This is a genomic window from Maricaulis maris (assembly GCF_049116555.1).
Classification (GTDB): domain Bacteria; phylum Pseudomonadota; class Alphaproteobacteria; order Caulobacterales; family Maricaulaceae; genus Maricaulis; species Maricaulis maris_C.
In genome coordinates, this window is sequence record NZ_JAGDYT010000003.1 from 119,528 (window position 1) to 136,244 (window position 16,717).

Consider the following 16,717-nt stretch of genomic DNA (forward strand, 5'->3'; position numbering starts at 1 on the left):
CTGACCACAAACGGCGCTGGCCGTAACATTTGCGCGACCTCGACGGCGAAGCCTGTGGACGCTAGTGCGCCCCGCCCATACGGCCGAGACGGACCTTGTAATCGACCGCCAGCTCGTAGGCCGGATCGTCATCGCTATCGACCACCAACTGTCCGGCCCGTGTTAGAAGCTTGTGGCAATCACGACTGAGATGGCGCAACTCGATCTGCTTTCCGGCCTGGTCGTATTTCAGGGCCAGATCCTCGATCGCCTGCAGGGCAGACTGGTCAACAACCCGACTGTCGGCGAAGTCGATCACGACGCGATCCCGGTCATTTTCGATGTCAAACAGCTCGATGAAGCTGGCGGTCGATCCAAAAAAGAGCGGCCCTTCGAGCTTGTAGATGTGCTCGTCATTCTCGCCGATGCTCTCGCGGGCATGAATGCGCGAGGCTGCATTCCAAGCGTAGACCAGCGCCGAAACAATGACGCCGACAATGACCGCTATGGCGAGGTCGGCATAAACCGTCACACCGGTGACCAACAGGATCACGAAGGCGTCTGATTTGGGTATTCGGGTCAGGATACGCAGGCTCTGCCAGGCGAATGTTCCGATCACGACCATGAACATCACGCCGACCAGTGCGGCCAGCGGGATCTGCTCGATCACCGAAGAACCGACAAGGATGAAGGCGAGCAGGAAGAGCGCCGCCGCAATACCCGCGAGGCGCAGTCGTCCGCCCGATTTCACATTGATCATGGACTGACCGATCATCGCACAGCCACCCATGCCACCGAAGAATCCGGTGACCAGATTGGCCAGGCCCTGGGCCACGCATTCCTGCGACGCGCCGCCGCGGCGACCGGTGATCTCTCCGACGAGATTGAGAGTCAGCAGGCTTTCAATAAGGCCGATTGCAGCCAGGATGACGGCATAGGGAAGAATGATTTCCAGCGTCTCGAGATTGAGCGGAACCATCGGGATATGAAAGGCCGGCAAACCGCCCTCGATGGAGGCCAGGTCACCGACACGCGGCACCGGCAGACCGAAACCGATCACCAGCGCGGCGACCACGCCGATCGCCACGAGCGGCGCCGGAATTGCCTTGGTGACCTTGGGCACGGCCCAGATCAGGACCATGGTCAGCCCGACCAGGCCCAGTGTGAGCAAGAGCGGCCACCCGGTCATCCAGATGTGCTCGCCGGCCTCATTGACCGTCTTGAACTGTTCCAGCTGCGCCAGGCCAATCACGATCGCCAGGCCATTGACGAATCCCAGCATGACCGGGTGCGGAACCATGCGGATAAACTTGCCCAAGCGCAGGACACCGGCCGAAATCTGGATAATGCCCATCAGGACGACGGTCGCGAACAGGTATTCGATGCCATGCTCGGCGACGAGATGAACCATCACCACGGCCAGAGCGCCCGTGGCCCCGGAGATCATGCCTCGCCGTCCCCCCAGAACAGCCGTGATCAGGCCGACGATGAAAGCGGCATAAAGGCCCGCCAGGGGCGGCACACCGGCTACGAAGGCAAAGGCCACAGCTTCCGGCACCAGGGCCAGGGCGACCGTCAGACCGGCCAGAATTTCGATCCGGATACGACTCGCATTCAGCGGCGGCAATTCACCGCGATCGCCAATGGTTGCAGCGAGGCGTTCCGTAAAAGCAGCTAGAGAAGTCCTGAGCATTAAAAGTCCACCGGTGGCTGCGCAATTGGCGAGGCGTCACACGCGTCGCTCATCTTGCGGGTGATATGTTGCGCCGCACAAAAATGCACCCATTTTCTTCAGGATGCACCACTGGTTTCCCGACGCCATTCGGTAACGCTTCACTAACCACGCTTCTCAACTAAATCTTTTGCCCGCTCTGCTCAAATGACGCCGAGATCGATGGGGAAAGCAGTGGACTATTCCAACGCACCACACACCGAAGGCCAACAATTGCGCAAGGCGACCGGTCCTGCCAATGATACGTCAGACGCCCTGCGCCCGTCCAATCCGGACACGGCGAGCCTGACGCGTGCCCACATGAAGGCCGATGCGCGCGCCCCGCGCCATCGCATCAATCGCAAGGCGCTTGGTCATGTCTGGCAGAGCCTCGACATCTTCGTCATCCTGATCCTGACCGTGACCGGTGCCTATGCCCTGTCTGGCGGCGCAGTGACCGAAGTCGCGGCAGGAGAGCTCCTGCCCCTGCTGGCCTTTGCGGCCCTGTGCCCGGCCCTTGCCATGCTCATGCGCCTCTACAAGGTCGAGCCGCGCGAGAATGCTACGGCTCGTTTGCTTCGAGCTCTGACGGCGACTGCCACCACCGGCGCGGCCATCACCGCCCTCGCCCACCTCACCGCACCCGATGTCATGCATCTCGTCGCGACCTTCGCCATTACGAGTGTCGGGGCCGTGACCCTGCTTCACGTCATCTATGCCGGCTTCATCCAGCATTGGGCCAAGGCCGGTCGACTGGCCCGCAATGTTGTCCTGGTCGGTGCGACGCCCAATGCCAGCAAGCTGATCAAGGCCAATGCCGGGTCCGGCACGGTGAATGTCGTGGGCGTCTTCGACGATCGCAAGGCCCGCAGCCCCCAGGCGCTGGCCGGTGCACCCTATCTGGGGACGACCGATGATTTGCTGAACTGGTCACTCCTGCATGAGGTCGACCGCATCATCCTGACGGTCACGCCCAAGGCCGAGGACCGCGTCCGCATGCTCTTGACCAAGCTACGCGCCCTTCCCCATACGGTCTGCCTGTTGCTGGATCTGGATTCCTTCGACCCGGCCGAGACCACGCTGGACGATATTGTTGGTGTCCAGGCGGCGCGCATGAGCGGCGTCGAGGAACGCTTTGGCCATCTTCTGGTCAAGCGCCTGCAAGATTTCACCTTCGGGGCCGGACTGTTCCTCGCGGCCTTGCCCCTGATGCTCCTGATTGCGCTGGCCGTGCGTCTGGACAGCCGGGGTCCGGTCCTGTTCCGACAGGTTCGTGAAGGCTTCAATGGTCGCCCGATCAATGTCCTGAAATTTCGCACCATGCGTCATGACACCAACGCCGCCGACAAGCCGATGCGCCAGGTTGAGCTGGATGATCCACGGGTGACGCGGATTGGCGGCTTTCTGCGCAAGACGAGCCTCGATGAGTTGCCGCAATTGTGGAATGTGCTGACCGGTGACATGTCATTGGTCGGCCCGCGTCCACACGCCCTTGGTATGCGAACCGGCGGCACGGAAACCGCTAATCTGGTTGCCGAATACGCCCATCGCCATCGCGTTAAGCCGGGCATTACCGGTTGGGCTCAGGTCAATGGATCCCGCGGCCCCCTGCACTCGCCCGAGGCCGCACGCGCACGGGTCGCGCTGGACGTTGCCTATATCGACAAAGCCAATTTCTGGTTCGATCTCTGGATCATGTTGCTCACCCTGCCGGCTCTTCTCGGCGACAAGATCAATATCCGCTGAGCCCGGTTCTAGCGCCGCAACAATGGCGCCGGTCGCATGGTGTTCGGCAACCACGCCCGTGACAACGTGTCCAGAAGCTCCGATTGCGGGTCAGGCTCACGGGCGCCCGCGGCCTCACCGTAAAGCGGGTTGAAGCGGTTTTCGGCATTCTCATAGACACGCCAGCCGCTATCCCAGCGAAACACCGACCAAGCGGCTCCGGCCCTTTCCGCAGCAGCTATCCGGTTGGCGAGATAGCCCGCCGCGGCCGGTGCCCAGCGTGACACCCCGAATTCTCCGAGCATCCACGGCCCCTCGATCGGCTGATCGAACTCGGCCAGGGACGGATTGAATCCTATGCCCGCACCGGCGGCCTGATGCGTGTAGGCACGCGGCGAATAATCATGGATTGCCAGAACCTGGCCCGGCACTGAATCCCGGTCGATCAGTCCGGCAAATCCCAGATTGGCATAGCCATCGGGGCTTATCAGAATGGGCGTTTCGGGATCAACAGCCCGTACCGCCCGACTCAGTCGCACGCACAAAGCTGACCAGTCCGCCGGTGTTCCGGCCACGGTTTCGGCCAGCCGGTCAGCGTCCCAGATGTCCAGATCACCGCCATCAGGTCCGCGCGCCGCCAGATTGGCATTCGGCTCGACCATGAGGAGATAGCCGGCCAGGTTCGGGTAGTGACGGAAGTGACGGGCGGTGTGTGCCCACATCGCCTCCCAGCCATCCTGCGCCTCGCGCGATTGCCAGACGCGTTCATTGATCCGCTCGGCCGGAAACCAGGTATCGGCCTGGTCACGATGAAATGTGAACTCGCTGCGCCCCGGACCGGTCCGAAAACCGATTACGACAAAGAGGCCGTGGCGCGCGCACCGCTGGACCATGGCATGCAAATGCTGCTCGATTGCCGGATCGATGGCGAAAGGGGGCGCCTCGCCTGCCAGCCCGGGATGGGAGAGCACCACCAGATTGCCACCCAAACTCGCCAGACGGCCCAAAGCCGCGTCGCTGACCGGCGCACCAACAGCCCCGTCTCCGAGAAATTCGGGGCCATCAATATCCGGATAGACGCGCCTCTGGGCGATGACGGCACCGCGCAAGCGGGCGCCCGTTGCATTGTCCCAAAGCTGAAGACGGGTTGCCCCGGCCTGTGCGCCGAGGACAGGCGGCACTGCCAGGGCGGCGGTCGCGGCCAAAAGGCCGTGGCGTCGGGTCAGACCGGTCACAACGCCCGAAAGCCGGTCACCCGGCCAAGTTTGCGCAAGGCTCTTTCCGGCAGGCGCCCAGCTGGCCCGAGCGGTGCGCGAGCGCAGCTTTCAGCCATGGCCTGGCTTGACCGAGCCAGGGCACCGCGCAGCGATCGCGTCGTGAACCGCCCACCAACAAGCCCGACCTGACTGCTCGACAAATCCTTCTTGAAGCCAAAATCGCCCGGTCCGAGCTCGACTCCCAAATGGCCCATCGCAGCGGCGATCCGCGCCATCTCCACAAGCAGAAGCACACCCGGGCTCAAACGGCTGTGGTCCGGCTCATACGCCGGGAACCAGTAATGGCACAGACGGTCACTCGCCATGCCGACATGCACGGCGATGATCCGGTCGCCCACCCGAAGGCTGGAGCTCACACCGGAAAAACAGTCGCCCTTGCGCCGCAAAATGGCCTTGAGCAATCGCCCGGTCCAACCCACAGAAAACACGTCGAACACGCCAGTCCGACGATATTGCGCACGCTTGAGCCGGACCATGGTTTCAAAAACATCGTCCTGGTAGTCCGCCATCACGAAGCTGTGGGACTCCTCATGCGCCTCCAGGCGCCGGAAACGTGTGGCGATGTTGCGCATCGCCTTGGCATTCACCGACTTGCGGTGAGCCTGCCAGGCGTCGAAACCATCGGTCAGATCCATCATCCAGGATCCGTCCGGCGGCGTGTCGGCCACGTCCGCGAAGCCGCGCTGACTGGCCAGAGCACTGTGAAAATCGAAGACCGGGATACCGGCCCGAGCCAGCCAGGTCGCCGGATCCGCCATCGCCGGCTGCGGCGCAATCACACCCTGGACATCACCCAGCGGACCGGCGAGCGGACGAGCAAAACCCAGCCGTCCGGCCTGAAAGGGCAGAAAGCCAGTTATTGCGCCCTGCTCGCGAACAACCAGGACCCGGGTATCATCGCGTGCCTCTTCGCAGCACTCGGCGAATTCCAGCGCAAAATAGGGGCTGGCCAGCGTCGCTTCAGCCTGCACGAAGGCACGCCAGGCGCCGCGTTCCACGTCTGTCAGCTCGCTCGGTTTTCGACAATCGACCTGCATCGGTCCGAACCCTATCCCCGTCAGGAATATCAGATTAGGGGCAACGCCTTAGCAGGCCGTGAACAGAGCAGACCTCGCCCGCAAAGCGGCACCGCTCTTGCAAGCTTCCCCTCTCAGGCGAGCGGAGCGTTTCATGCTTGGACGACATCTCTTGGGTTATCTGCCGGTTCAACTGGCGCAAGTCCTGGTCGGATTCGGCAGTGTAGCCGTGTTCACCCGGATCATGCCGGCCGATGAGTATGGCCGTTATGCCATTGCGATTGCCGCGCTCTCCCTGACCCACATCGTGACATTCACCTGGCTTGAGGCCGCGGTTGCCCGCTTCCATGCGCGGGCCGAAAAACGGGGTCGACTGCGCGATCACCTCGCCACCGCTTACGGACTGTATCTGGTTATTGCCGGCCTTGCGGGCGGCGCACTGGTCCTCGGCGTGAACATCCTGCCGGTTGATCCCAAACTGCAGTCCGCCCTCGGCTTTGCCGTCATCTCCCTCATCTTGCGCGCCCTGTTGCAGATCGGCCTTGAAACCCACCGCGCCGGCGGTGATGTCGGTCGCTACTCGGCACTCGAGGCCGGTTATCTCATGATCGGTTTCATGGTTGGCATCGGCGTCATTCTGACGACCGACCTCGGGGCCGCCGGCGTCTTTGTCGGCACTGCGGTTGCCGCGCTGGTCATGTTGGTCTTCGATCTGCCGGTCATGTTGCGCCGGGCCGCAAAGGGGCGACGTCAGCCGGTTCGCGCTGCCAGCTTTGCCCGCTATGGTGCGCCACTCTCCATTTCGCTGATTTTCGAGCACCTGCTTTCCGTCGGTGACCGCTTCCTGATCGCCGCCCTGATTTCCCAGGGTGCCGTCGGCATGTATGCGGCCGGCTATGGCCTGGCTGACCGGTTGCTGGACGTGATCTTCATCTGGTTCGGCGCCGCCGTCTGGCCTCTCACCATCCGGGCTTTCGAGAAAGACGGAGCTGCTGCAGCCCGGGAGATGGCCGGTCGGGCTGCCGGCCTGATGGGACTGATCTGCTTTCCCGCAGCCGCGGGCCTCGCCCTCGTCGCCGGACCGCTGACCACGCTGATCATCGGCGAATCCGTGCGCGCCGAAGCGGCCTCAATCCTGCCCTGGATCGCCCTGTCGGGCCTGATGAAGGGCATGATGACCTATTATTTCCACGAGGCGTTCACCCTGACCCGCAAAACCGGTGTCATGGCGACGATCATGGCGGTCTCTGCAGCGTTCAATCTCTGCCTCAACCTTTTGCTCATCCCGGTCTTCGGCATTGCCGGCGCGGCGATGGCTACCGTGGTCGCCTACGCGCTCGCCCTCCTGGCTTGCGCGATGCTGGGACGGCGCCATTTCAGCCTGCCCCTGCCGTGGGCTGACTGGATCAAGGCCGGCTCTGCGACTGCGATCATGGCAGCCGCTGTCTTCGCGCTGCCGCACAGTGGGGAGGCCTGGATCGATCTGCTCCTGCGGGCCGGAACCGGCGGTGTCGTTTACGTGATTTCAGCCTATTGCCTGGATATTGCCGGGTGCCGGTCCTGGGCGCGCAACGCCCGCCTCCTCTTCCGGCCGGCGGGGGTGTGAGCATGAATGTGATGACCGAAATCCCGATGCGTGAGCATGCGAATGCGGCCGGACATCTGGTTCGCAAGCCCGGGTTTTCCATACTCATACCGTTTTATGGCGACGATCCGCGCCCCTTGATCAATGCGCTCGACCCGCTGGCGGAGCGTACCGATGACTTCGAGATCGTGCTGTATGATGACGGTGAGCCGGACCCGGAGCTCAACCGGGCGATCTGCGCCCATATCGACAGTTTCGACCGGCCCATGCGCGTCCTGACAAGCGTGCGCAACCGGGGCCGTGCCGCCGGGCGCAATTTGCTGGCGGGCGAGGCCCGCGCAGACTGGTTGCTTTATCTTGACGCCGACATGATCCCGGATGATGGCGCCTTCCTCGCGCGCTACCGTCGGGCGATGGCCGACGACATCGCGGATGCGATCTTCGGCGGCTATGTCACGGCAGACGCTGAACACCCGGATCAAAGCCTCCATGCGGCGCTTTCACGGGCGAGCGATCACCACGATGCCTCGACGCGCAACGCGGTCGGAGCCACGGCTTTTTGCTCATCCAATGTGCTTGTGCGCGCCAGCGTCATGCGGGCCTGCCCCTTTGATCAGGGCTTCAGCGGCTGGGGGTGGGAGGATACCGACTGGGCGGTCACCGCCGATAGCGGGTTTCATCTGACCCATGTCGACAATCCGGCCACGCATGGCGGCTTGCAATCCACCGACGAGCTGCTTGCAAAATTCAAGGCAGGCGCCGTCAATTTTCGCCGCCTTCTGGATCGACATCCCGAGTTGAACGGCCTGCCCGGTGCCCGGGCCGCCCGCACCCTCAAAGCCGTTCCGGGACAGCACTGGCTCCGGGGCTTGTGGGCCTGGACCAGCCGCAACAACGCCCTGCCGCTTCGCCTGCGCACACTGGCCATAAAACTCTGGCGCGCCAGCTGGACATCGGAGGTTCTGTGATGAACGCCCCCTACACGCCCGCCTCCGGTCTGTTCGCCGGCCTCAATCGTCGCTGGGCGCGAGTCGCTGCGCGCAAGCCGCTGCAACTACCGTCCGACCGCGCCATCATAACGATCACCTTCGATGATTTCCCGAAATCGGCCGCCTCTACCGGGGCCGCAATTCTCGAACGGCATGGCTGGCAAGGCACGTATTATGCGTCGGCTGGCTATGCCGGAGGCCAGACCCATCACGGCGCGATGTTCGATTGTGGCGATTTGCAGCGTCTCGTCGGTGCGGGGCACGAGATCGCCTGCCACACCTACAGCCATCTCGACGCCAGCCAGGTCGGAACCGGCACATTTCTCGCCGACATCGCCCGCAATGAACGTGCGCTCAAGGCCATGGGTCTGGAGACCGAACTGGAAAGCTTCGCCTTTCCGTATGGCGAGGCCAGTCCGGCGACCAAACGGGCTCTGTCCGAACGCTTTACAAACCTGCGTGGCGTTCAGGCCGACATCAATCGCGGCGCGGCCGACCGCAATCTCCTGAAATCCGTGCCGGTCGATGGCGGGGATGCCGGCATTGATCGCGCGGTTGAGGCCGCCGCGAGCCTGTCGCGCCATACCGGCTGGCTGATCTTTTACGCGCACGACGTCCAGGACTCGCCCACCGAGTGGGGCTGCACACCAGTCCAGCTCGAGCGGGTCTGCCAGGCCATTGCCGATAGCGGCGCCGACGTCCTGACGGTGCGTGAAGCCGTGCGTCAGATGGAGGCGACAGCATGAGCGTCTCGGTTGTCCTGCCGACCTTCCGCCGCCCGAAGGGTTTGCGCGACGCATTGGCCAGTCTGATGGCACAAAGCCGCAAGCCGGACGAAATCATCGTCGTTGACAATGATCCGGATGGGTCCGCCCGCAACGGTGTGGCCAATGCCCGCGCGGTCGCGCGATGTGCCGTCCGCTATATCCATGAACCACTCGCCGGCGTCGCCAATGCGCGCAATGCCGGTTGGGCGGCTGCATCGGGGCGCTATATTGCCTTTCTCGATGATGACGAAATTGCCTCGGCGGGCTGGTTGGAATCCTTGATGACAAGTGCCGAGACCCTTGGTGCCAGCGTTGTGTTCGGCCCGCTGCGCGGAGAAGCACTGGATGCGCCACATGGCGTGCGCGGGGCATTGGCGCAGCGTCTCTATTCGCGTCCGGGCGAAAAAACCGACCACGCGCTGGATGCCCCCTTCGGCTGCGGTAATTCCCTCGTCGACCGCGATGCCTTCAACCTGCCGGATGCTCCGTTCGATCCGCGCATGAATGTCAGCGGCGGCGAGGACGACCTGTTCTTTGCCGAACTCGCCCGCCAAGGCGCCCGCTTCGGATGGTCGGCCAAGGCGCACGCCATCGAGACCGTCGATGCCCGGCGGACGAGCTGGCGCTATCTGCTGGCGCGCAGCTTTGCCTTCGGCCAGGGCGCGACCCAGTCGGCGGCCAATGCCCGACCGCGCCGCTGGTCCGGGATCGCATTCTGGATGTGTGTGGGACTGGGTCAGATGCTGGTCTTCGGCGCTCTCGCCGCCCTGTCGAGCCTGACGCGGTCGAAGGCCGCCGCGAGCTGGCTGGATCGTGCGGTCCAGGGGGCTGGAAAACTTTTCTGGGTCGAGGCATTCGAACCGCGCTTCTACGGCGAAGCCGCCGTGGCAGACTAGCCGTCCGACCTTACTTGGTGCGCCGGTCAGCCAGCTTCGCGGCGGTCGCCACCAGGAGAACCCAACCCATCGAGTTCTGCTGCAACAGGTTGGACTCCGAGATGCTGACCAGACCAAGCATGGCGAGGAAAGTCAGCGTCCAATAGGTTTCAGGTCCTGCAAACAGGCGCGACAGGGCGCGCAGGACTGCGCGGCCATAAATCAATGCCATCATGATCACGCCGGGAATCCCGACAGCCAGCGCTGTTTCAATCCAGCCATTGTGCGCGGTCGGTACCGGCCAGTCGGTGCCCTGACGGACCCAGTAGACCGGTCCGGTCTCATCCGCCCAGAACGCCATATAGCCATAGCCCGTCCACGGCACTTCACCGACCTGGCGCGAGAGGATGGCCCAGATATCAGTGCGGCCCGTCAAGGTCGCATCGCGGCCCAGGAGCTCCAGAAACTCGACGGGCGCAATCAACAGGATGAGCGTACCCGCTGCCGCACCGCTCAGACCCAGAAACAACACAAGCGAGGCAAAACCGAAACCGCGGCGACACAGCGCGATCCCGATCGCCCCGCCGGTCCCAAGCAGAAGCGCCAGCAAGGCGGTCTTGGACGTCGACAACAGAACCAGCGCGCAGCAAAGCAGGGCACCGCACATCCAGATCCAGCGTCGGCGCGAATCCATGTGCAAGGCGGCGAAACAGGCAACGGCGCCCCAGGCCATCATGGCGCCGAGCGTATTCTTCTCCCACCAGACGCCCTTCCAGGCGCCGGCATGAACGTCATGGTCAACGCCTAGGGATGGCATGCCGACCGCCATCAGGGTGGAGAGTACGCCCAGACCGATAAAGGTCGCCGCGGTCAGGAGAATGAGCGCTCGCCACGACCAGCGCGCTGCCATCCAGAAGCCGAACAGCGTCGTCATGATCAATGCGAAGGCGCGTCGAAGCGTGGTGTCCGGAGCGATCGACCAGATCACCGAAACTGCGGTCAGAAGGACCAGGGCCAAAAGCAGCCAATTGCCTGTCAGGGTTCGCATGACCGCCCCCGGACGCGTGACCGCCAGGCCCAGCGTGATAGCGTAGACCGGCAGCCAGACCAGGCGCAGAACGACGGAACTGTCAGGGTCCGCGGGATCGGCGAAGAGTGGCCCGATCAAGCCCTGGGAAAACAGAAAGAGGCAAAGCAGGGTCAGCCCGCCCTCGATCATGCCCGTGAAGCGAAGGGCTGGAGCCTGACGCCAGGCGGCCAGGAAGGCGGGATCATGGCTGGCAGCGAGGCTCATGCCGCGCTCCGCACGCCGCTCCGCATCCGGTTGAGAATGAGGCCGGCCACAACGCCGCCGCGCGCTTCAATCGCGGACCGCCGGGCCTGGATCCCGTCTACGCGGCTGAGCCGGGCATCGGCAACCAGAATGACGCCGTCCGCATCATCGACCAGCGAGAGCGGTGCCCGCGAATTGCCGGGCGCATCAATGATCGCCAGATCAATGGAGCCGCGAACCGCAGCCCAGTAATCAGGCGCGGCCCGCAAACCAGCCTGCCGAACGGCGCCAGGTCGGGCCTGCAGCTCGGTCACGAAAAGATTGGGAACAGCGGACTGCCGCGCGATGATGCGGGCCATCTCGCCATCCTGCGTGCTCAGCGACCAGAAAGGCTCGCGCCCGAAGCCGGCATCAAAGGCCTGCCCCTGCACCCGGGCAGCCTCAGCCTGGGCATTGGCGTTGAAATCGAGATCATAAAGCCACACGCCACGCGTGGAGCGCCGAGCTGCCAGGCGCGCCAATTCGCGCGCCACTGTCGAGGCTCCGGCGCCACGGCTGGCGCCCATCACCATGAGAACACGCCCCCTGCCGCCCGGACGGGCGATAGGTTCGAGCTCATCGATGAGCTGGGAAAGGTCCGCGGTGAGGTTCATGCAACGACGACGCCCTGAGCGATTCGATTCGTCAGAGAATGCGAGAAACGAGGTTAACGCCCCGCTTACATCGAGCGGTCAGCGACATGTGCGAGAACGGGCAGACCGTCAAAGGGATCGTTGGCCGGCACCGGCTGGCTTGGAGCCGACGGCGCGGCGTCAGAAGATGCCGGAGAGATCGGTCGCGGGCGCGGCAGGGCGACGGCGCGCACATAGGTCACCCAATAGCCGCGGATGAGCCCCAGGAAGAGCGCAATGCCAGCCGCCGCCACGAAGGCGCCGATCAGGCCGAGCTTCTTCATAGATTGCCCTTCCATGGGCGGGGTCGCCCGGTCGATGAGGCGGACGGCATCGGCGGCACCGAGGCTGGGTGAACGGCGGGCAGACGCCGTGGCCTCCTGGCCGGCAACCGCAGCAGCCGCTTCTTCAGCGGCCGCAACATTCTGGGCCAGACGCGTATATTCTGGTTCGAGCTGGCGCAGGCGACTGATCAGGCTGCGATTGGCGCGGGCCTGCTGCGCCAGCGCTGCCGCAAGCGAGGCCTGGGCCTCGGCATTGGCTTCACGGGTCGCCAGATCGGATACCAGTGCCTGGCGGACCGGGTTGGCGCCAGTGCGGCGCTGGCCCTCACCGTCCGCAGCACCTGAGGCAATGAAGCTCTCAATGGCAGCAATCTCCCGTTCCACGGCCTGAACCGCTGGTGCTGTCGGCTGGTAGCGCGACAGCAGGCTGGCGCGCTCGGCGCGCCGATCCAGCAACACGCCAGACACGCCATTCTCAACATAGAGTTCGATACTTTCCGGGATTTGCAGGAGGCGTTCACGAAGGGCCGTCGCGCCCGCCAACGTCATGTCGCGCTCACCTTGGGCCTGACTGATCCGCTCGGTCAGATTGCCAACCAGATTCTCCGCCGTTCCGCGTTCGGCCTCGAAATTGGCGATCTCATTGGCCAGAAGGAAGCTCTCCAGCTCACCACGTGCGGCGCGTACAGCGGTATCAGCCTGCTCACGACGGACCTCCAGGCCGGAGAAGCCGGTTTCGAACAGGACCTGTTCACGATAGGCTAGGTAGGCGTCGACAATGGTGTTGAGAATGAGCGCCGAGCGCTCCGCTGAAGCCGATTTGAAACTGGCGTTGATGGCAGAGGAGTTCGGCTCGCGGGACAATTGGAAGCCCGCCCGCAGGTCGCGCAGGGCGACACCGTCCGCATTCAGCCCCGCCGGCTCGCCGAGTACGACTTCGGCGCCCAGTGTTTCCAGCGCCAGGCGCCGCACAGCGTCCGAACTCAGCAATTCGCTTTCCGACTGCATGACCTGGTCGAGCATGAAGGCATCGCCAACGCCGGCCGCGGTTGGTGTTGGATTCGAATCGAGCAGGACGAGAAGCCGCGTCTCGGCTGTATAACTTGGCTTGAGAAGCGTCAGGGAAGCGGCCACGCCAGCTGCGAAAATTACCGCAAAAATCAATGCGATAAGCCCCTTCTGAGACCACGCAAGAGCGATCACGTCGAACAGGTCGAGCTCCCGCCGAGGAGCGTCACCCGTCCCGGCGGCTCCTGCCGCAGCGGAAGCTGTATCGTGATATGCGCGCGTCATGTCCCAATAAGAGCCTGCTCGCGCTTAAAAATTTGTTATCCATGCCGCGTGGAGAATGCGGTCTGACAGTCGACCGGAAAGATATTTCATGCGCGCGATCCGAACTGGCCTCTGCGCCGCCGCCCTGCTTGCCATGCCTCTCGCCATAAATGCCTGCGCCGGGACGCCCTCTGCGCCCGCTGCAGCGGAATGGGGACAGCCGCGCTTTGCCGCCTGGCGGGACACCGACCCGGCTTACCGTTTCTTTCCCGGCGACAGTATTGACGTGACTGTCCACTCGGCCCCCGAACTGTCCCGCACGGCCTCGATCGGGCCGGACGGCCGTGTCTCCCTGCCCTTGCTGGGCAATGTGATGGTCGCAGCCCAGACCGATTACGAGATCGCCAACACGCTCGCGGACGCCTATGCGCGCGATATCCTGGTGTCACCGATCATCGAGGTCCGGCGCGCTGCCCTTGGCCCGCAGAACATCATCGTCGGCGGCGAAGTGAATAATCCCGGCCTGGTCGAATTGACCGGTCCGGTCGGCGCGCTGGAGGCCATCCTGATGGCCGGCGGCTTCCAGAATTCGGCGGCGCGCGGCGATGTCGTCGTACTGCGACGCCAGCCCGGCGGCGCGCTCATGATGCGCACGGTCAATCTCCATGACGCCCTGCGCGGGCGCCAAGGTGCGGACTCTATCCAGATCCGCCGCCACGACATCATCTTCGTGCCACGCTCGACCGTGGCCGAAGTCGGCGTTTTCGTGGAACAATACGTCGCTGGCGTCCTGCCGCTCGACCAGGCTTTCTCCTACGCAATCGCCGACGCGATCACGAATAACTGACCGCTCCGGGTCTCGCCGAACGCACTGTCATGCCGGGCCGCGCCAGGGGTTAACCTGCGGCGCAACTGACCGGGGGGACTCGCGAGATCGGATGTGTTGGGCCTGGCTTGGACCGTCTTCGGGACAATCCCGACCAAGAATGAGCCGGCTCCGGACCTGGTGTTTTGCAGGATGGATGAGCCGTTGCGCTTTGCCCGGACACACAAACGCCCGCCATCCTTGAGGATCGGCGGGCGTATGGGTCTTGCGGCCGGCAGATGCCCCCATCCGCCGGCGTGCAATCAGTCATGTCGGATCGCCTAGTGGCGGGTCGACAGCCATTCGCGGGCCGCGCGTTGAGCGGCGGCGACGTCCATCGTCGACATCTGGTCGGAAATCTCGGCGCGATAATACTTCGCCGGTTCGGAGCCCATCAGGGCTGCCAGGTTGAACCATTTGTGCGCTTCGACATAGTCGATCTCGCCACCCTGGCCCGTTGAATACAAGATACCAAGCTTGCACAGATCCTCACCCGTCGGGTCGGCAAATGCTGCTTGATGCGCTTGGGCCGTTTCTACGTCCGTGAACGCCATGGGACTTCCCCTTACTTTTACACTGGCGGGTCCTGTCTTTTGACCTGTGACCCGCGACCACCATCCAGTCCGAATGCCTTCGAACAGATGTGATCCTGAGCAAAGAGAATTGCATTAAGGTTAAGCCAAACCAGAAATATCGGCCTTAAGCCTTTAAATCCATTAGAGTTTCCTACCGAGGAGTAAACGCGATATCCACGCATCGGTAAGACTTGTCCGGCTCGCCCGGCGCAGGCGTGCAGGCGTGGCAACCCGGACCAGGGTGAGCAGGAGAACAAGAATCGCGGCCCCGAGCGAGAAGATCAGGCCGCGCCGGACCTCCTGTGAGGCCTCCGGGCGCTCAGGCAGCGGCAAAAGCGCGTCATATGCCCCCTCGCCGAGCCATTCCATCACCGCCAATGTGGCCGGGCCAGACAGGGCTCCGACGCGCTGCAGGCTGTCGAGCGTTGCGACACTGTCCGGGTAAGCCATCAGACGAATGGCCTCAAAACTCGACGTCACCTCACGCAAGTCGGCCACGCGCTGCAGCACTGTCGCCAACACAACGGCCTCCTCCGTCGTCCGCGCATCGAGCTGGGCGGCGAGGCTTTGAGTCATCCGGGCCGGCGCGGCAAAGGCGATATCCGGGCGGACCCCGGCCCGATCGACCGCGTCACGTATCTCTGCGGCGGGCAGCACGCGCGGCAGGACGTCCACGAGCCAGGCTTCCAATTGCGGATTGAGCTGACCTGCCCGGCGTGCGGCAATGAGAATTTCAGCGCCGGACCTCATCGAACGCCCACGCGCGGGAAGTTCCACCAGACCGGACTCTATAGCGGCCAGCGCCAATGACAGCTCATCTGCCGCTGCCGGTGGAATGATCGGGCTGTCGCAGCCGGACAGGGGTGTGCGGGCTTGCGCACAGAGCGCGATGACCAGGTGCCGGACGCCGCCATACAGACGTGTCGTCCCCGACGCCTCAGCCACCAGGCCGGGTACAGCCCGCATCTCGAACTGGCCCCGATAGTCGCCGCGAAAAAACCCGTCCGCCCCCTCACGCGCCACCGCCCAGGCGAATTGCCGGTCGGCACGGCGTCGATTGAGTGCTTCCGGCGCGAAGACCAGCGCGGGCGGATCGAGACCAAGCGCTCGTCCCCGCGCGATCAGCTCACGCCAGGCATCATCGAGACGCTGGCGGCGCTGCCAATCGGGGCCGGCGCGCAACTCGGCGTCCAGGACCCGCGGCCCGGCAGCACCCGCAATCGCGTCCAGCGCCAGCCAGTCGCGCCCCATGAGGTCAGGCCCCAAGGCGGCCCAGCTGCGGAAACGATCAATATCCGCGCGTCGGCGCGTATCGCCCCGGATTGATGCTTCCAGGCGCGCGATCCAGATATCCCGGGCCTCTGCCTCGGGCGGCACGGCCCGGCGGATGCGCTCGGCAAGGCGCCGCTCCTCGCCGGGAACGGACTCGACATGCGCCTGCAATCCCCCTGTCTCATCCAGCCATCGCACACCGAACCAGCTCGCAGCGGCCAGGGCCGCGATCAGGCACAGCGGCTGAAAACCCTTGAACACGGTCCGCCAGGCCAGCCAGACAACGAGCCCGACGGCCCTCGCCTCCCAAGGTGACAGGGTTTCCGCGCGCCAGCGTTCGACCCGCTCACGCCGTATGGCCTCGCTCCGGGTCAAGCCGGCCCGCTGCCAGGCGTCCGCGCCCGGTATCGATATCGTGTCACCAGCATCGACGGTATCCGTCATGATGCCCCCCTGTTCCCGCTGCCAGTTAGGCCGGGCCGGGTTAACCATGCAAGCCCATGCGCGTGAGGCGCGAATGCCGCTCATGCGGCCAGCCGTCACACACATGAGGTGTTGGCACGCCCGGCACCACGGCTTAT

The 16,717-nt window shown here is 64.1% G+C and carries 14 protein-coding genes; 6 read left to right on the forward strand and 8 right to left on the reverse strand.

The window, feature by feature from the left end; genetic code table 11:
- Nucleotides 1-61: 61 nt before the first annotated feature.
- On the reverse strand, nucleotides 62-1,672 hold the full coding sequence (locus JXQ94_RS05215; RefSeq protein WP_421922753.1) for a SulP family inorganic anion transporter: 1,611 nt from the start codon (nucleotides 1,670-1,672) through the stop codon (nucleotides 62-64).
- A 186-nt stretch (nucleotides 1,673-1,858) separates the two neighbouring features.
- On the opposite strand from JXQ94_RS05215, the gene JXQ94_RS05220 reads away from it, so the two are divergent.
- On the forward strand, nucleotides 1,859-3,436 hold the full coding sequence (locus JXQ94_RS05220) for an exopolysaccharide biosynthesis polyprenyl glycosylphosphotransferase (RefSeq protein ID WP_421922754.1): 1,578 nt from the start codon (nucleotides 1,859-1,861) through the stop codon (nucleotides 3,434-3,436).
- A gap of 8 nt (nucleotides 3,437-3,444) precedes the next feature.
- Here the strand turns inward: JXQ94_RS05220 and JXQ94_RS05225 are convergent, their stop codons facing one another.
- Both JXQ94_RS05225 and JXQ94_RS05230 read right to left on the reverse strand, forming a co-directional pair.
- On the reverse strand, nucleotides 3,445-4,620 hold the full coding sequence (locus JXQ94_RS05225) for a glycoside hydrolase family 5 protein (protein WP_421922755.1): 1,176 nt from the start codon (nucleotides 4,618-4,620) through the stop codon (nucleotides 3,445-3,447).
- 26 nt (nucleotides 4,621-4,646) lie between these two features.
- Nucleotides 4,647-5,729 (reverse strand): GNAT family N-acetyltransferase, encoded by a 1,083-nt coding sequence (locus JXQ94_RS05230; protein WP_421922756.1) that lies wholly within the window; start codon nucleotides 5,727-5,729, stop codon nucleotides 4,647-4,649.
- 133 nt (nucleotides 5,730-5,862) lie between these two features.
- Here JXQ94_RS05230 and JXQ94_RS05235 point away from each other — a divergent pair, with 133 nt between their 5' ends.
- From JXQ94_RS05235 to JXQ94_RS05250, 4 genes are read left to right on the forward strand one after another with little or no spacing between them, the layout of a single operon-like run.
- A complete protein-coding gene (locus tag JXQ94_RS05235) occupies nucleotides 5,863-7,314 on the forward strand; it encodes a polysaccharide biosynthesis C-terminal domain-containing protein (protein WP_421922757.1) in 1,452 nt (483 codons plus the stop codon).
- 2 nt (nucleotides 7,315-7,316) lie between these two features.
- Nucleotides 7,317-8,261, forward strand: coding sequence for a glycosyltransferase family 2 protein (locus JXQ94_RS05240; RefSeq protein ID WP_421922758.1), 945 nt, complete (start codon nucleotides 7,317-7,319; stop codon nucleotides 8,259-8,261).
- Nucleotides 8,261-9,028 (forward strand): polysaccharide deacetylase family protein, encoded by a 768-nt coding sequence (locus JXQ94_RS05245; RefSeq protein WP_421922759.1) that lies wholly within the window; start codon nucleotides 8,261-8,263, stop codon nucleotides 9,026-9,028. Before JXQ94_RS05240 ends, JXQ94_RS05245 begins: the two co-directional genes overlap by 1 nt.
- Entirely contained in the window at nucleotides 9,025-9,945 is a 921-nt protein-coding gene (locus tag JXQ94_RS05250; RefSeq protein ID WP_421922760.1) for a glycosyltransferase family 2 protein, read from the forward strand. Before JXQ94_RS05245 ends, JXQ94_RS05250 begins: the two co-directional genes overlap by 4 nt.
- Nucleotides 9,946-9,955: 10 nt before the next feature.
- Here JXQ94_RS05250 and JXQ94_RS05255 read toward each other — a convergent pair whose 3' ends face one another.
- The 3 genes from JXQ94_RS05255 to JXQ94_RS05265 all read right to left on the reverse strand — a co-directional run bounded on the left by JXQ94_RS05255 (nucleotide 9,956) and on the right by JXQ94_RS05265 (nucleotide 13,445).
- Nucleotides 9,956-11,218 (reverse strand): O-antigen ligase family protein, encoded by a 1,263-nt coding sequence (locus JXQ94_RS05255; RefSeq protein ID WP_421922761.1) that lies wholly within the window; start codon nucleotides 11,216-11,218, stop codon nucleotides 9,956-9,958.
- On the reverse strand, nucleotides 11,215-11,850 hold the full coding sequence (locus JXQ94_RS05260; RefSeq protein WP_421922762.1) for a hypothetical protein: 636 nt from the start codon (nucleotides 11,848-11,850) through the stop codon (nucleotides 11,215-11,217). The genes JXQ94_RS05255 and JXQ94_RS05260 overlap by 4 nt, the downstream gene beginning before the upstream one ends.
- A 65-nt stretch (nucleotides 11,851-11,915) precedes the next feature.
- Entirely contained in the window at nucleotides 11,916-13,445 is a 1,530-nt protein-coding gene (locus JXQ94_RS05265) for a GumC family protein (RefSeq protein ID WP_421922763.1), read from the reverse strand.
- Nucleotides 13,446-13,533: 88 nt separating this feature from the next.
- On the opposite strand from JXQ94_RS05265, the gene JXQ94_RS05270 reads away from it, so the two are divergent.
- Complete coding sequence (locus JXQ94_RS05270; protein ID WP_421922764.1) at nucleotides 13,534-14,271, forward strand: polysaccharide biosynthesis/export family protein; 738 nt, start codon at nucleotides 13,534-13,536, stop codon at nucleotides 14,269-14,271.
- A 299-nt stretch (nucleotides 14,272-14,570) separates the two neighbouring features.
- Here the strand turns inward: JXQ94_RS05270 and JXQ94_RS05275 are convergent, their stop codons facing one another.
- Together JXQ94_RS05275 and JXQ94_RS05280 are read right to left on the reverse strand one after the other, a co-directional pair.
- Complete coding sequence (locus JXQ94_RS05275; RefSeq protein ID WP_295696448.1) at nucleotides 14,571-14,843, reverse strand: hypothetical protein; 273 nt, start codon at nucleotides 14,841-14,843, stop codon at nucleotides 14,571-14,573.
- A 162-nt stretch (nucleotides 14,844-15,005) separates the two neighbouring features.
- Entirely contained in the window at nucleotides 15,006-16,580 is a 1,575-nt protein-coding gene (locus tag JXQ94_RS05280; RefSeq protein WP_421922765.1) for a hypothetical protein, read from the reverse strand.
- Nucleotides 16,581-16,717: the final 137 nt, after the last annotated feature.

What these genes read in the sequence shown, in the direction of transcription:
- JXQ94_RS05245 (WP_421922759.1), top strand. Translation starts at nt 8,261, where the DNA reads ATGAACGCCCCCTACACGCCCGCCTCCGGTCTGTTCGCCGGCCTCAAT.
- JXQ94_RS05215 (WP_421922753.1), bottom strand. Translation starts at nt 1,672, where the DNA reads ATGCTCAGGACTTCTCTAGCTGCTTTTACGGAACGCCTCGCTGCAACC.
- JXQ94_RS05280 (WP_421922765.1), bottom strand. Translation starts at nt 16,580, where the DNA reads ATGACGGATACCGTCGATGCTGGTGACACGATATCGATACCGGGCGCG.
- JXQ94_RS05220 (WP_421922754.1), top strand. Translation starts at nt 1,859, where the DNA reads ATGACGCCGAGATCGATGGGGAAAGCAGTGGACTATTCCAACGCACCA.
- JXQ94_RS05265 (WP_421922763.1), bottom strand. Translation starts at nt 13,445, where the DNA reads ATGACGCGCGCATATCACGATACAGCTTCCGCTGCGGCAGGAGCCGCC.
- JXQ94_RS05235 (WP_421922757.1), top strand. Translation starts at nt 5,863, where the DNA reads ATGCTTGGACGACATCTCTTGGGTTATCTGCCGGTTCAACTGGCGCAA.
- JXQ94_RS05275 (WP_295696448.1), bottom strand. Translation starts at nt 14,843, where the DNA reads ATGGCGTTCACGGACGTAGAAACGGCCCAAGCGCATCAAGCAGCATTT.
- JXQ94_RS05250 (WP_421922760.1), top strand. Translation starts at nt 9,025, where the DNA reads ATGAGCGTCTCGGTTGTCCTGCCGACCTTCCGCCGCCCGAAGGGTTTG.
- JXQ94_RS05260 (WP_421922762.1), bottom strand. Translation starts at nt 11,850, where the DNA reads ATGAACCTCACCGCGGACCTTTCCCAGCTCATCGATGAGCTCGAACCT.
- JXQ94_RS05255 (WP_421922761.1), bottom strand. Translation starts at nt 11,218, where the DNA reads ATGAGCCTCGCTGCCAGCCATGATCCCGCCTTCCTGGCCGCCTGGCGT.
- JXQ94_RS05230 (WP_421922756.1), bottom strand. Translation starts at nt 5,729, where the DNA reads ATGCAGGTCGATTGTCGAAAACCGAGCGAGCTGACAGACGTGGAACGC.
- JXQ94_RS05270 (WP_421922764.1), top strand. Translation starts at nt 13,534, where the DNA reads ATGCGCGCGATCCGAACTGGCCTCTGCGCCGCCGCCCTGCTTGCCATG.
- JXQ94_RS05240 (WP_421922758.1), top strand. Translation starts at nt 7,317, where the DNA reads ATGAATGTGATGACCGAAATCCCGATGCGTGAGCATGCGAATGCGGCC.